General features: G+C 67.4%; 15 protein-coding genes. 9 read left to right on the top strand and 6 right to left on the bottom strand.

Annotated features, from left to right (window positions below):
* Nucleotides 1-9 precede the first annotated feature (9 nt).
* The 5 genes from QM732_RS26265 (at nucleotide 10) to QM732_RS26245 (ending at nucleotide 5,205) form a co-directional block, all read left to right on the top strand.
* A complete protein-coding gene (locus QM732_RS26265) occupies nucleotides 10-1,479 on the top strand; it encodes an NCS1 family nucleobase:cation symporter-1 (protein ID WP_415659030.1) in 1,470 nt (489 codons plus the stop codon).
* Nucleotides 1,476-2,930 carry a dihydropyrimidinase gene (gene hydA / locus QM732_RS26260; RefSeq protein WP_415659029.1) on the top strand — a complete coding sequence of 485 codons (1,455 nt, stop codon included), beginning with the start codon at nucleotides 1,476-1,478 and terminating at the stop codon, nucleotides 2,928-2,930. Before QM732_RS26265 ends, hydA begins: the two co-directional genes overlap by 4 nt.
* Nucleotides 2,931-2,932: 2 nt before the next feature.
* The gene (locus tag QM732_RS26255; RefSeq protein ID WP_415659028.1) at nucleotides 2,933-3,292 is read left to right on the top strand and encodes a bleomycin resistance protein; all 360 of its coding nucleotides are present in this window, start codon (nucleotides 2,933-2,935) and stop codon (nucleotides 3,290-3,292) included.
* Nucleotides 3,293-3,302: 10 nt separating this feature from the next.
* Complete coding sequence (locus QM732_RS26250) at nucleotides 3,303-4,565, top strand: Zn-dependent hydrolase (protein WP_415659027.1); 1,263 nt, start codon at nucleotides 3,303-3,305, stop codon at nucleotides 4,563-4,565.
* A gap of 91 nt (nucleotides 4,566-4,656) precedes the next feature.
* Nucleotides 4,657-5,205: a hypothetical protein gene (locus QM732_RS26245; protein WP_415659026.1), complete on the top strand. Its 549-nt coding sequence runs from the start codon at nucleotides 4,657-4,659 to the stop codon at nucleotides 5,203-5,205.
* 55 nt (nucleotides 5,206-5,260) lie between these two features.
* Here QM732_RS26245 and ilvD read toward each other — a convergent pair whose 3' ends face one another.
* Together ilvD and QM732_RS26235 are read right to left on the bottom strand one after the other, a co-directional pair.
* Nucleotides 5,261-7,120 (bottom strand): dihydroxy-acid dehydratase, encoded by a 1,860-nt coding sequence (ilvD, locus tag QM732_RS26240; protein WP_415659025.1) that lies wholly within the window; start codon nucleotides 7,118-7,120, stop codon nucleotides 5,261-5,263.
* Nucleotides 7,121-7,242: 122 nt separating this feature from the next.
* A complete protein-coding gene (locus tag QM732_RS26235; RefSeq protein ID WP_415659024.1) occupies nucleotides 7,243-7,644 on the bottom strand; it encodes a hypothetical protein in 402 nt (133 codons plus the stop codon).
* A gap of 88 nt (nucleotides 7,645-7,732) precedes the next feature.
* On the opposite strand from QM732_RS26235, the gene QM732_RS26230 reads away from it, so the two are divergent.
* Nucleotides 7,733-8,107 carry a MerR family transcriptional regulator gene (locus tag QM732_RS26230; protein WP_415659023.1) on the top strand — a complete coding sequence of 125 codons (375 nt, stop codon included), beginning with the start codon at nucleotides 7,733-7,735 and terminating at the stop codon, nucleotides 8,105-8,107.
* Nucleotides 8,108-8,110: 3 nt separating this feature from the next.
* Here the strand turns inward: QM732_RS26230 and QM732_RS26225 are convergent, their stop codons facing one another.
* From QM732_RS26225 to QM732_RS26210, 4 genes are all read right to left on the bottom strand, one after another.
* The gene (locus QM732_RS26225) at nucleotides 8,111-9,331 is read right to left on the bottom strand and encodes a methionine aminotransferase (RefSeq protein ID WP_415659022.1); all 1,221 of its coding nucleotides are present in this window, start codon (nucleotides 9,329-9,331) and stop codon (nucleotides 8,111-8,113) included.
* Nucleotides 9,291-9,665: a carboxymuconolactone decarboxylase family protein gene (locus QM732_RS26220; RefSeq protein ID WP_415659021.1), complete on the bottom strand. Its 375-nt coding sequence runs from the start codon at nucleotides 9,663-9,665 to the stop codon at nucleotides 9,291-9,293. Before QM732_RS26220 ends, QM732_RS26225 begins: the two co-directional genes overlap by 41 nt.
* Nucleotides 9,666-9,742: 77 nt before the next feature.
* The gene (locus QM732_RS26215; protein WP_415659020.1) at nucleotides 9,743-10,201 is read right to left on the bottom strand and encodes a hypothetical protein; all 459 of its coding nucleotides are present in this window, start codon (nucleotides 10,199-10,201) and stop codon (nucleotides 9,743-9,745) included.
* Nucleotides 10,198-10,611, bottom strand: a complete 414-nt coding sequence (locus QM732_RS26210; RefSeq protein ID WP_415659019.1) for a VOC family protein — start codon at nucleotides 10,609-10,611, stop codon at nucleotides 10,198-10,200. The genes QM732_RS26215 and QM732_RS26210 overlap by 4 nt, the downstream gene beginning before the upstream one ends.
* A 148-nt stretch (nucleotides 10,612-10,759) precedes the next feature.
* On the opposite strand from QM732_RS26210, the gene QM732_RS26205 reads away from it, so the two are divergent.
* The 3 genes from QM732_RS26205 to QM732_RS26195 are packed head-to-tail and all read left to right on the top strand — an operon-like array spanning nucleotide 10,760 to nucleotide 13,045.
* A complete protein-coding gene (locus QM732_RS26205) occupies nucleotides 10,760-11,359 on the top strand; it encodes an RNA polymerase sigma factor (protein WP_415659018.1) in 600 nt (199 codons plus the stop codon).
* Nucleotides 11,356-11,868 carry a hypothetical protein gene (locus QM732_RS26200; protein WP_415659017.1) on the top strand — a complete coding sequence of 171 codons (513 nt, stop codon included), beginning with the start codon at nucleotides 11,356-11,358 and terminating at the stop codon, nucleotides 11,866-11,868. Before QM732_RS26205 ends, QM732_RS26200 begins: the two co-directional genes overlap by 4 nt.
* Before the next feature lie 22 nt (nucleotides 11,869-11,890).
* Nucleotides 11,891-13,045, top strand: coding sequence for a hypothetical protein (locus QM732_RS26195; RefSeq protein WP_415659016.1), 1,155 nt, complete (start codon nucleotides 11,891-11,893; stop codon nucleotides 13,043-13,045).
* Nucleotides 13,046-13,047: the final 2 nt, after the last annotated feature.

Below are 13,047 nucleotides of genomic sequence, written 5' to 3'. Positions count from 1 at the left end.
AAGCACGCCATGACTGACCCCTCGCTGAGCAATCCCGATCTCATTCCGACGACGGCTGCTCAGCGAACGTGGCGCTGGTGGCACTTCGCCGCACTGTGGGTGGGCATGGTCATGTGCATCCCGGCCTACACGCTGGCGGCCAGCCTCATCGAGTCGGGCATGAGTTGGGGCCAGGCCGTGGGCACTGTGTTCCTGGGCAACCTCATCGTGCTGGTGCCCATGCTGCTGATCGGCCACGCAGGCGCCAAGCACGGCATCCCCTACGCGGTGCTGGCGCGCGCCTCCTTCGGCACGCGGGGCGCACGGCTGCCGGCGCTGCTGCGCGCGCTGGTGGCCTGCGGCTGGTACGGCATCCAGACCTGGTTCGGTGGGCAGATGATCTACACGCTGGTGGGCGTGCTGATGGGCCACCCGCTGTCCGGCGACCCACTGCCGGGCCTTGGCATCAGCGCAGCCCAGTTCGCCTGCTTCCTGTTGTTCTGGCTGCTCCAGTTCTGGTTCGTCGTGCACGGCATCGAGGCCATCCGCAAGCTCGAAACCTACACGGCACCGCTGAAGATCCTCATCTGCTTTGTGCTGCTGTGGTGGGCCTGGGACAAGGCTGGCGGCTTCGGCCCCATCCTGGACCAACCCTCGCAGTTCATTGATGGCGGCAAGAAGGCCGGCCAGTTTTCCGCCGTGTTCTGGCCCTCGCTGACCGCCATGGTGGGCTTCTGGGCCACGCTGGCACTGAACATCCCAGACTTCACGCGCTTTGCCAGGAGCCAGCGTGACCAGTTGGTGGGTCAGGCCATCGGTCTGCCGGCACCCATGGGGCTTCTTGCAGCGCTGGCCGTGTTCGTCACGTCGGCCACCGTGGTCATTTATGGCAAGGCGCTGTGGGATCCGGTAGATCTGGCCGCCCGCATGACGGGTGCCGCAGTGTTGATCGCGCTCATCGTGCTGCTGATCGACACAGTCAGCGTCAACCTCGCGGCCAACCTCGTTGGTCCGGCCTACGACTTCTCGGCGCTGGCGCCTGGCAAGGTCAGCTACAAGCTGGGCGGTGTGATCACCTGCGGCATCGCCATCGCAATGATGCCGTGGAAGATCCTGGCCTCCACCGAGGGGTACATCTTCACCTGGCTGATCGGCTACTCGGCGCTGCTCGGGCCGGTGGCGGGCATCCTCATCGTCGACTACTACCTGCTGCGCAAGACCGAGCTGGTTGTCGAAGACCTCTACCGCGAGGGAGGCCGCTACAGCTACCGCGGCGGCTGGAACATGGCGGCCCTGATCGCCTTTGCCGTTGGCGTGGCGCCCAACATCCCCGGCTTCCTGCACGCGGCCTTCCCGGCCAGCTTTCCCGAGGTGGGCTCGGCGTTCAAGGAGATCTACACCTATGCCTGGTTCGCGGGTCTCGCGCTCGCGGCCATCGTCTACGGCGTGCTGATGGCCGGCAAGACCCAACCCCAACCGCTCACGAGGAGCGCGACATGAGTTCCCAGCCCCTGCTGATCCGCAGCGCCATCGCCGTCAATGCCGACGCCGAATCCCGCATCGATGTCCTCTGCGTCGACGGCCGCATCGCTGCCCTGGGCGAACGTGCCGTCACCGAGGCGCCGGCCGGCACGACGACGCTGGACGGCACAGGCCGCTACCTGATTCCAGGCGGCATCGACCCGCACACCCACATGCAACTGCCCTTCATGGGCACGGTCACGCAGGACGACTTCTTCACCGGCACCGCAGCGGCGCTGGCGGGCGGAACCACCAGCATCATCGACTTCGTCATCCCCAACCCTCAGCAGCCGCTGATGGATGCCTACCGCACCTGGCGCGGGTGGGCCGAGAAGAGCGCGACCGACTACGCCTTCCACGTCGCCGTGACGTGGTGGGACCAGAGCGTCAGCGACGACATGGGCACGCTGGTGCGTGACGAGGGCATCAACAGCTTCAAGCACTTCATGGCCTACAAGAACGCCATCATGTGTGACGATGAAACGCTGGTGAACAGCTTCAAGCGAGCACTTGAGCTGGGCGCCATGCCCACCGTGCATGCGGAAAACGGCGAGCTGGTCTATCTGCTGCAGGCCGAGGTCGCCAAGATGGGTATCACCGGCCCCGAAGGCCATCCGCTGAGCCGTCCGCCCATGGTGGAAGGCGAGGCCGCCAATCGTGCCATCGCCATCGCCGACGTGCTGGGCGTGCCCATCTACATCGTGCACGTATCGTGCATCGAGAGTGCCGAGGCCATCGCTCGAGCGCGAGCACGTGGCCAGCGCGTCTACGGCGAGGTACTGGCGGGCCATCTGCTGATCGACGACAGCGTCTACCGCGACCCGTCGTTCGAGAGGGCCGCGGCGTATGTGATGAGCCCGCCCTTCCGCCCCAAGATCCACCAGGAGTTCCTGTGGCGCGGCCTGCAGAGCGGCCAGTTGCACACGACAGCCACCGACCACTGCACCTTCTGCGCGAGCCAGAAGGCCGCGGGCAAGGACAACTTCGCCAAGATCCCCAACGGCTGCGGCGGCGTCGAGGAGCGCATGGCGGTGCTGTGGGATGCTGGCGTCAACTCGGGGCGGCTCACACCCAGCGAGTTTGTCGCCATCACGTCGGCCAATGCGGCCAGACTGTTCAACATGTACCCACGCAAGGGCGCCATCAAGGAAGGTGCGGATGCCGACCTCGTGCTGTGGGACCCGGCCGGCACCAAGACGTTGTCCGCCAGGACGCAGTTCTCGAAGAACGACTTCAACATCTTCGAGGGCCGCACCGTGCGCGGCATACCCAGCCACACCATCAGTCAGGGCCGCGTCGTGTTCGCCAACGGCGACTTGCGCGCTGAGCAGGGCCAGGGCCGCTACCTAAAGCGGCCAGCCTTCGGTCCGCAGTTCGATGCTGCGTCCAAGCGTGCCGCCGACCTCGCACCTACCGCCGTCGCACGATGACCATGCAGACCGTTGTCCCTCAGCTGCGCATGACACAGGCCGACCGCAGCCTGGCGTTCTATGTCGGGCAGCTCGGATTCACGATCGACTGGGAGCACCAGTTCGAACCGGGGCTGCCGCTGTTCGTGCAGCTCACTCGCGAAGGGCAGACCATCTTCCTGAGCGGCCACGCCGGCGATTGCCAGCCCGGCGGCGCCGTCTACTTCTGGGTGCCGGACGCTGACGCCCTTTACGCGGCTTTCACGGCCAAGGGCGTCCAGCCTGTCAAGCCCATCGAAGACATGCCCTGGGGCGTGCGCGAGTTTCTGCTTGCCGACCCCGACCACAACCTGCTGCGTTTCGGCACCGAACTGCCAGACTGAGGACATCGCCATGGACATGCCCACCACCCGCCCCGACATCACGAAGCTGCGCGTCAATGGCCAGCGCCTGTGGGATTCGCTGATGGAGCTGGCCCGGATCGGCGCGACGGACAAGGGCGGCGTCTGCCGGCTGACGCTGACCGACCTCGACAAGCAGGGCCGCGACCTCGTCACGCGCTGGGCGCGCGAGGCGGGCATGACGGTCACCGTCGACAAGATCGGCAACGGCTTCATGCGCCGCGCGGGCCGCAACAACAGCCTGCCGCCCATCATGACCGGCAGCCACATCGACACCCAGCCCACAGGTGGGAAGTTCGACGGCAACTATGGCGTGCTGGCCGGCATCGAGGTGGTGCGCACGCTGAACGACCATGGCATCGAGACCGAGGCCCCCATCGAAGTGGCCTTCTGGACCAACGAGGAAGGCTCGCGCTTCGTGCCCGTCATGATGGGCTCGGGCGTTTTCGCCAAGGCCTTCACGCTGGAGCATGCCTACGCAGCCACCGACACCGAAGGCAAGACGGTCAAGGGCGAGCTGGAGCGCATCGGCTACATCGGTGACCAGGAGCCAGGCGACCACCCCTTCGGGGCCTACTTCGAGACCCACATCGAGCAAGGCCCGGTGCTGGAGGACCATGACAAGACCATCGGTGTCGTCACTGGCGTGCTGGGCATCCGCTGGTACGACTGCGTCGTCACTGGCATGGAGGCCCACGCCGGCCCCACGCCGATGGCACTGCGCAAGGACGCGCTGCAGGTAGCCACGCGCCTGATGCAGGAGGTCGTAGCCTGCGCCCACCGCCATCCACCGCATGGCCGGGGCACCGTGGGCATGGTGCAGGTCCACCCCAACAGCCGCAACGTCATCCCCGGCCGCGTGAAGTTCAGCATCGACCTGCGCAACGCGACCGATGCGCTGTGCGAGGCGATGGACGCGGACATCCGTTCAGTGGCCGCGAAGCTCAGCGCCGACAGCGGCCTGAGCATTGAGATCACACCGGTCAGCGCCTACCCCGCTCAGCCCTTTCACGCCGATTGCATCGCAGCGGTCCAGAAGGCCGCCGATGCGCTGGGCTACAGCAACATGCCGGCCGTATCCGGTGCCGGCCACGACGCCGTCTACATGGCCCGGCTGGCGCCTGCCGGCATGATCTTCATTCCCTGCAAGGACGGCATCAGCCACAACGAGATTGAGGACGCCAAGCCCGAGCACATTGAGGCCGGCTGCAACGTGCTGCTGCAGGCCATGCTGGAGCGCGCCAGGTTCGCATGAACCCGCGGCAGGCCTCTACCGCAAATGACGTTAGGCTTCAACGAAGATCCTGGCATTGTTGGCGCCACCCAGATACCTGCGGGAGAGCTTCATGAGAAGACAGCTTGCTGCCACCCGGCTGTGGACGCTCTGCGCGATTGCAACCTCGGCCGCGCTGGCCGGGTGCGCCAACGGCTACTCGAAGTTCTATCAGCCGGTCCAGGGCATTGGTGCCGGGGTGCGCGCCCAGCCAAGCGCGGGCGCGCCTGGAGAACTGCTTATAGAGCGCCTGGCCCCGGCAGCGGAGCTGCAACAACAGTTCGCCGCCTATGAAAGGCGCGGGTACGTGCTGATTGGGTCGTCGGCTTTCAACAGCGATCAGCGCCAATCCGAGATGGACGCCATCGCGCAAGGGCGCAGGATCGGTGCCGATCTGGTGGTCATCATGACCCCGCGCTACACAGGGTCGACAACCGGTGCGATCCCAATCAGGGCACCCGCGTCAGACAGGCACAGCCCCGTGACTTCGTTTGGAACCGGCAACGATGTGACGTTTGGTGAAGACAACCGGCCTAGGACCTACGGTACGCAGGCCGCCAACGTGACCGTCGCTGTACATCACATGGACTTTGGCGCCGGATATTTCGTCAAGCGGCGCTGAGTGCCTGGGGCGCGGTGCCGCGGTCCCCAAGCACTGCGCCAGCCGACGCCGGACGTCAGCTTTCCAGCTGGCCCAGATCGCGCACGGCCCCCTTGTCCGCCGACGTCGCCAGCAGCGCATAAGCCCTCAGCGCAGCGCTCACCTTGCGCGGGCGTGCCTCGACCGGCTTCCAACCCTTTGCATCCTGCTCCGCACGGCGCTTCACCAATTCCTCGTCGCTGACGAGCACATCAATCGTGCGGTTCGGAATGTCGATGCGGATACGGTCGCCGTTGCGCACCAGTCCAATCGCACCGCCAGCCGCCGCCTCGGGCGAGCAGTGGCCGATGGACAGGCCCGAGGTGCCACCCGAGAAGCGTCCGTCCGTCAGCAGCGCACAGGCCTTGCCCAGGCCCTTGGACTTGATGTAGCTGGTCGGGTAGAGCATCTCCTGCATGCCGGGCCCGCCCTTGGGGCCCTCATAGCGCACCACCACCACGTCGCCGGCCTTGACCTTGTCGTCCAGGATGTTGGCCACCGCCTCGTCCTGGCTCTCGACCACATGGGCCGGACCTTCGAAGACCAGCAGACTGTCGTCCACGCCGGCCGTCTTCACGACGCAGCCATCCAGCGCGATGTTGCCGCGCAGCACGGCCAGGCCGCCTTCCTTGCTGAAGGCATGCTCGAATGAGCGAATGCAGCCCTCGGCACGGTCCAAATCCAGGCTGGGCCAGCGCGTGTCCTGACTGAAGGCCACTTGCGTCGGGATGCCTGCCGGACCGGCCCTGTAGAAGGTCTGTACCGCCTCGCTGGGCGAGCGGGCGATGTCCCACTGATCCAGCGCGTCCTTCATCGTCTTCGCATGCACTGTTGGCGCGTCGGTGTGCAGCTTGCCGGCGCGGTCCAGCTCTCCCAGGATGGCCATGATGCCGCCCGCACGGTGTACGTCCTCGATGTGATACTTGTTGGTGTTGGGCGCAACCTTGCACAGCTGAGGCACGTCGCGCGACAAGCGGTCGATATCGCCCATGTCGAAGGCAATGCCGGCCTCCTGCGCCGCGGCCAGAATGTGCAGGATGGTGTTGGTTGAACCGCCCATCGCGATATCCAGCGTCATCGCATTCTCGAAGGCCTTCTTGCCGATGGCGCGCGGCAAGACGCTCTCGTCATCCTGCTCGTAGTAGCGGCGGCACAGCTCGACGACCGTGCGGCCGGCCTGCTTGAACAAGCGCTCGCGGTCCGCGTGCGTCGCGACCACGGTGCCATTGCCCGGCAACGAGAGGCCCAGCGCCTCGGTCAGGCAGTTCATCGAGTTGGCCGTGAACATGCCCGAGCAACTGCCGCAGGTCGGGCAGGCGGAACGCTCGACCTCGGCGAGGTCAGCGTCGCTGACCTTGGCGTCGGCGGCCATCACCATGGCGTCGATGAGGTCCAGCTTCTTGATCTCGATCTTGGCAGTGCCTGGCACCGCAAGGCGCACCTTGCCGGCCTCCATCGGACCGCCGGAGACGAACACGACGGGAATATTGAGCCGCATCGCGGCCATCAGCATGCCGGGGGTGATCTTGTCGCAGTTGGAGATGCACACCAGCGCGTCGGCGCAATGGGCGTTGACCATGTACTCGACCGAGTCGGCAATGATGTCGCGGCTGGGCAGCGAGTAAAGCATGCCGTCGTGGCCCATCGCGATGCCATCGTCCACGGCGATGGTGTTGAACTCCTTGGCCACACCACCCACGGCCTCGATCTCGCGGGACACCAGTTGGCCCAGGTCCTTCAGGTGCACGTGGCCAGGCACGAACTGGGTGAAGGAGTTCGCGATGGCGATGATCGGCTTGGAGAAGTCATCGTCCTTCATGCCAGTGGCGCGCCACAGCGAGCGGGCGCCGGCCATGTTGCGGCCGGCGGTGGAGGTCTTGGAGCGATAAGTGGGCATGGCAGCGGCCTGTGCGGTTCTGGAGCGGGAACCGCCGATTTTCCGGCAGCGCGGGGCCGGCGTCTCCTGGCGGATGCGTTCCCGGGGCCGGGCCGAAAGCTCGGTTGCACCATGCCGAACGCTCAGCGCTCCCGGACCGGCCAAAGCTGCACCGCCGCCCAGCCCAGTTCAGGCAACAGGAACAGCGCCAGCACGGGCAGTCCACCCTGCGTCCAGGCCCAGGCCATCCACAGGCTGAACAGCAACCGCGCGGCGCCGTCGTAGCGGCCAAACTGCACCGTGGGCCCCCGCAGCCTCAGCACGGACCAGACCAGCACCAGGCTACCCATCAACAGCGCAAACAGCATCTGTACCGGGCCGAAGGCCGGCAGCACCGGACCGCCCAGCGCCTGGTTGAGCGCACTGAGCTGCACGCGGTTGAGCTCGAAGGTCCAGGGCGTGGCGAAGGGCGCGGTGACGACGAGGTCGTACAGGGCGCTGAACCAGACGATGCGCAGGAAGCGAGGGGTGCTGAAGGAAAGCATGCGGGACTGCGAAGCAGTTGGGGTTGAAATGCCCGCATGCTCAACCCTGGATCACACTCCAGGGTCAAGTTCACTTTTCGACGACCCCATGCGCATCGGCACCCTTTCCACGCGCACCGGCCTGAGCCGTGACAGCCTGCGCTTCTACGAGAAGCGTGGCCTGCTGCAGGCCCGCCGCAGCGCCAACGGCTACCGCGACTACCCCGAGGAGGCCGTGCAGTGGCTGGGCTATGTACGTACCGCCCAGCAATTGGGCTTCACGCTGGCCGAGATCGCCGCCGATCTGCCACGGCTGATCCAGGGCGTGGACGCCGGCCCGGCGCTGCGGGCGACACTGTCGCGCAAGTTGGCGGACATCGACGCACGCATCACAGCGCTGCAGGCGCTGCGTGGTGACCTGGCGATCCGGCTTGCCGAGACGCCCGAGAGTGGCATCGATTGCCCTCTGCGACCTGCGGCCTGAGCTTCAGCGAAGTTTCGCCAGGCGCTTCGCCGCCTCCGCCAACGTCTCGTCTCGCTTTGCGAAACAGAAGCGCACATGCCGGCGCTCCTGCGGCTGCTGATAGAAGACCGAAAGCGGGATCGCCGCGACACCGATCTCGGTGGTCAGCCACTGCGCGAACTCCAGCTCCGGCAGATCGGACACGGCGCTGTAGTCCACCGTCTGGAAATAGGTGCCCTCGCAGGGAAGCAGCCTCAGCGGCGTCGCGGCGATGGACGCCCGGAAGGCGTCGCGCTTGGCCTGGTAGAAGCCGCTCAGGCCCTGCCACGGCGCCGGGTCTGCCAGGTAGTTGGCCAACGCATGCTGCGTGGGCGTATGCACCGTGAACACGGTGTACTGGTGCAGGCGCCGGAAGGCCGCGCTCAGCGCCGGCGGTGCGGCGACGAAGCCCACCTTCCAGCCCGTCACATGGAAGGTCTTGCCGAAGCTGCTGACGAGGAGGCTGCGCTCGCGCAGCCTGGGAAAGCGCGCCACGCTCTCATGCACCGAGCCATCGAACACCATGTGTTCGTAGACCTCGTCGCTGATGATGAAGAGATCGTGCTGCTCGGCAAGCCGCTCCAGCTCACGCAGGTCCTCACCCGTCGCAATCCGGCCGCTGGGGTTGTGGGGCGTGTTCAGCACGAGAGCCCGCGTGCGGGGCGTGATGGCGGCGCGCACGGCACTCCAGTCCAGCCGATAGTCACTCGTCATCGGCACGCCCACCGGTACGGCCCCTGCCAGGCGTATGGCCGGGTCGTAGCTGTCATAGGCCGGCTCGATGATGATGACCTCATCGCCCGCTCCGACACAGCATTGCAACGCAGTGAACAGCCCTTGCGTACCCCCGGCCGTGATCGTGATGTCCCGGTCCGCGTCATAGGTCGACCCGTAGAGCGCGTTGAGCTTGGCTGAGACGGCCTGGCGAAGCGCTGGCACACCGGTCATCGGCGGGTACTGGTTGCTGCCAGCGGCCATCGCTGCGCTGACAGCCTGCAGCAGGGCTGGATCGGCGCCGAAGTCCGGGAAGCCCTGGCCGAGATTGACGGCGCCATGCTCGGCGGCCAGTGCCGACATGACGGTGAAGATAGTTGTGCCCGTGTTGGGCAGCTTGGCAGGCAGGACGGGCATGGTGCCCGCCATTTTGCAGGGGCCGGCGGCCGGATCAGGCGGCCTTCGCGGTCTCGCTGCGCGCGTGGTCGCCACCGCATTGCTCGAAGGCGTCGAGGGCACGGGCGGCATACATCAGCGACGGTCCGCCACCCATGTAAACGCTGACGGCAAGCATCTCCTCGAACTCGACGCGCTTGCAGCCCAGCTTGACCAGGGCCTCGGCATGGAAGGCCAGGCAGGCATCGCAACGCGCAGCGATGCCGATGGCCATGGCGATCAGCTCCTTCGTCTTGCGGTCGAGCGCGCCTTCGCGCAGCGCCGCCTGCGACAGTGCGCCGAACCCGCGCATGGCGTCGGGGATGCCAGCGCGCAATTGGGCCAGCGTGCCGGATATCTCGTTCGAAAGGGCTCGGAAGTTGGTGCTCATGCAGGGCTCCTGAGGTCGACCACGGGCCATGCTCCCCCGGACTGCATCTAGGCGCCTTGACCTGCCGCAAGACTCCGTCAGCTGCGCGCGGGCCCGCCGAGCATGCAGCGCCGCGCCACCAGCGCGATCGGAAAACCGAACAGGACGCAGTGCGCGGCGATGGCAGCGGCGTCCAGCTTGGGCGGCCAGAACGGCGTGTGCAGGGCTGACAGCGGCAGCACCAGGGTGTTCATGCCGAAGTACACGACCAAGCCATAGGCCAGGCCCGCCACCGATGCACTGCGCAGCAGCGCCGGCAGGCGCAGCGCCGCGAAGCAGAAGATGCCAGCCCAGATCAGCGCGATGCCGTAGTGCAGCACCACGCCCAACGCGAACGTAGCCGCGCCACCACCGAAAGCGGCTTCCTTGCCGATGAGACCAGCGGCCACCGTCTGGAACACGCGCAGCGACATGCCGTAGTAACCAAACGCGAAGACGAGATCACCGCTGCCGGCCAGCAGGCCGCCCCAAAGGATGGCGCGCGTCAGCGACTTCACGCCAGCGGCCCCGGTGGGCCTTTGAGTTCGACGACGTTGCCCTCGGGGTCAGCCAGGTAGATGGACGGCCCCTCGCCCTCGGCGCCGTAACGGCTCTCGGTCTCACCGGCATCGACGCCATGCGCCGCAAGGTGGGCGCGGATGGCCGCCTCGTCGAAGGGCTGGACACGCAGGCAAAAGTGGTCCAGGTTGCGCCCTTGCGCGCCGGGTGCCGCGCCACCGACGCGGCCGAGCTTGCCATCCACCGGCACCAGGTCGATCAGCGAGCGGCCGGCGCGCAGTTGCACCAGGCCGATCTCGTCCTGCCTGCGCTCGACCGTGCAGCCCAGCGTGTCGACATAGAAGCGCAGCATGGCGCCGAGGTCGACGACGCGCAACACGAGGTGGTCAATGCCTTGCAGGTTCAGCATGCGAACGTTTCTGACAGTGTTGCGAGCATGATGCCGCGCCGCCCCCATGCCGGAAGTGACGGCGGGTTTGTCCTGAGTAACGACCCAACTTGCTCGCGCTCAATAGGTGCATGCAAGCCCCGCAGGCCCTTACACCGTGTACCCCGCCATGAACTGGCTGACCCGCCTCGGCTTCGTCGCCCCGGCCGCGTCGGCGACGGGCGAGGAGGCCGCGCTGCTGGCCCGCCTCGCCGACGGCGACGCCGACGCGCTGGCGCTGGTCTACCGGCGCGAAAGCGGCACCGTCTATCGCTATGCACTTGCACTGGCCGGCGACGAGGCCACGGCGCTAGACGCGGTGCAAGAGGCTTTCGCGCAGTTGCTGCGCGGCCCTCAGTCCTACCAGGCCAGCCGCGGTTCGCTAGGCGCCTATCTTGCCGGCATGGCGCGACATCAACTGCTGAACCAATGGCGCGACGCACGACGCCATGTGCCGCTGGACGACTCGCTTGACGCAGAGGACCCAGCCGAGGCCACACCGGCCAGCGACGCCCGCCTGAACCTGGCCCAGCAGCACGATGGCCTGTGGGCGGCCATCCGTGCCTTGAGCTGGCCGCAGCGCGAGGCCATCGTGCTGGTGGACCTGCAGGAGCGCAGCTACGCTGACGCCGCCGCGATCGCCGGCGTCGGCGTGGACGTGCTGCGCACCCGCCTGCATCGCGCCCGCCAGCGCCTGGCCGACCTGCTCGCCGTGGGAGAACGACCATGAGCAAGATCGACGATGACACCCCCGCGTGGCTGCTGCCGGCGCGCGCGGAATTCGCGCGGCTGCAACCCGACGCCCACCAGGACGCCGCGCTGCTGAGTCGCCTGACCGACCAGCTGCACGCCCGCCACCGCTCCACCGAGATGGCGGAGACGGCTGCATCCCATGAGCCGCGCTGGCTGCGCCGTTTGGCCTGGGGAAGCAGCGCCCTCGGCGCCACGGCCGCCGTGCTGCTGAGCGCCATGCTGCTGCTGGACCCGCCCGGCACCCAAACGGCCCAGGCGGCGCCCGCCAGCAGTGGCTTCATCCCACTGGTGCCGGACGGCGAACTGCGCCAGGCCCTCGCAGCTGGGCACGGCGGCGCCGTCTGGCTGCAGCCCACTGAGCTGCCACGCGAACGCCTGGCGCTGCTGGGCCTGCCCTTCGATGCTGCGCGTGCCGACGAGACGGTGCACGCCGAGCTGATGCTGGACCCGGGCGGCCAGGTCCTGGCCGTGCGCATCCTGAACTGAGTTGTTGACGACGGAGAACGACATGAAGACACCCCTGACCGGACTGGCGCTGTGCGCCCTGGGCACAGCGCTGGCGGCCTCGGCCGCCACGCCGGAAGCCGACCGCGCGTCTGAGCGCGACTTCGAACGCGACATCACGCGCCACGTGCAGCTGGCCCTGTCCGATATGCCCGTGCGTATCGCGCTGGGCGACCAGGCCCTTGCCTTCGCCGGCCGCGAGCTGGAGAGCGAGCGCGTGGTGCGCGGCGCCCCCTACTGCGCAACGGCCGTGCACGAGAACGTGCAGGCGCTGGCCGACGGCAACCGCATCGTCCGCAAGCAGCAAAGCCAGTTGTGCCGCGACGGCGAGGGCCGCACGCGCCGCGAAGTGCAGCGCGAAGGCGGCCCCAAGCTCATCTACCTGAACGACCCGGTGGCCAAGACCAGTTGGGTCATTTATCCAGACGAGAAGCGTATGCAGCGGCTGCGTGGCACGGCGAACTGGGCCACGGGCGCTGATGCGGCTGCGCAGGCGGCTTGGCAGGCTTCCATGCAGGATTGGAGCGAGCGCATGAAGGAACAAGCCACGCGTTGGAAAGAATGGGGCGCTCGCGTAGCTGAACAGGCGCGCAGCGCGGACGCCGAGCGCCTGCGCGGACGCGCGCTGGCGGGGGAGCCAGGCATCGTCATCGAACGGGAAGTCGCCGCGCCGTCCGCGCCTGGCGCCAGCGCAGTGGAACGAAGGCGTGAGCTGCGCATCATCCGCGCCAGCGAGCTGCCGGCCCTACCCGCGCCGCCGGCGCCCATGACCGTCCCCACGCCGCCGCAGCCCCCCGTCCCGCTGCTGCAGGGCATCACGCTGCTACCGCGCGAGGGCGGCACGACAACGGCACTTCCGTCCCGGGAGATCGACGGCCTCAAGGTCACAGGGGAGCGCACCACCTGGACCATAGAAGCCGGCAAGATCGGCAACGAGAAGCCCATCGTCAGCTCGCGCGAGGTCTGGCGCAGCCCCGAGCTGATGCTGACGGTGCAGAGTCGCGACGCCGATCCGCGCCAGGGCGAACAGAACTACCGGCTGGAGAAGATCAAGCGCGGCGAGCCAGACCCGGCGCTGATGAGGCCGCCGGTCGACTACAGCGAAGGTCCGCGACGCAGCGCTCGACCTGCCGCGAGCGCGCCGACGCGCTCGTCCTGAGA

Source organism: Roseateles sp. (assembly GCF_047654805.1).
In the GTDB taxonomy this organism is placed as follows: Bacteria; Pseudomonadota; Gammaproteobacteria; order Burkholderiales; family Burkholderiaceae_C; genus Pelomonas.
Note: the sequence above shows the minus strand (reverse complement) of the source record. Positions and strands in the feature narration are given on the sequence as shown.

Bases quoted from the DNA above. Each gene is read 5' to 3' on its own strand.
- QM732_RS26265 (WP_415659030.1), top strand. From the start codon at position 10: ATGACTGACCCCTCGCTGAGCAATCCCGATCTCATTCCGACGACGGCT.
- hydA (WP_415659029.1), top strand. From the start codon at position 1,476: ATGAGTTCCCAGCCCCTGCTGATCCGCAGCGCCATCGCCGTCAATGCC.
- QM732_RS26255 (WP_415659028.1), top strand. From the start codon at position 2,933: ATGCAGACCGTTGTCCCTCAGCTGCGCATGACACAGGCCGACCGCAGC.
- QM732_RS26250 (WP_415659027.1), top strand. From the start codon at position 3,303: ATGGACATGCCCACCACCCGCCCCGACATCACGAAGCTGCGCGTCAAT.
- QM732_RS26245 (WP_415659026.1), top strand. From the start codon at position 4,657: ATGAGAAGACAGCTTGCTGCCACCCGGCTGTGGACGCTCTGCGCGATT.
- ilvD (WP_415659025.1), bottom strand. From the start codon at position 7,120: ATGCCCACTTATCGCTCCAAGACCTCCACCGCCGGCCGCAACATGGCC.
- QM732_RS26235 (WP_415659024.1), bottom strand. From the start codon at position 7,644: ATGCTTTCCTTCAGCACCCCTCGCTTCCTGCGCATCGTCTGGTTCAGC.
- QM732_RS26230 (WP_415659023.1), top strand. From the start codon at position 7,733: ATGCGCATCGGCACCCTTTCCACGCGCACCGGCCTGAGCCGTGACAGC.
- QM732_RS26220 (WP_415659021.1), bottom strand. From the start codon at position 9,665: ATGAGCACCAACTTCCGAGCCCTTTCGAACGAGATATCCGGCACGCTG.
- QM732_RS26210 (WP_415659019.1), bottom strand. From the start codon at position 10,611: ATGCTGAACCTGCAAGGCATTGACCACCTCGTGTTGCGCGTCGTCGAC.
- QM732_RS26205 (WP_415659018.1), top strand. From the start codon at position 10,760: ATGAACTGGCTGACCCGCCTCGGCTTCGTCGCCCCGGCCGCGTCGGCG.
- QM732_RS26200 (WP_415659017.1), top strand. From the start codon at position 11,356: ATGAGCAAGATCGACGATGACACCCCCGCGTGGCTGCTGCCGGCGCGC.
- QM732_RS26195 (WP_415659016.1), top strand. From the start codon at position 11,891: ATGAAGACACCCCTGACCGGACTGGCGCTGTGCGCCCTGGGCACAGCG.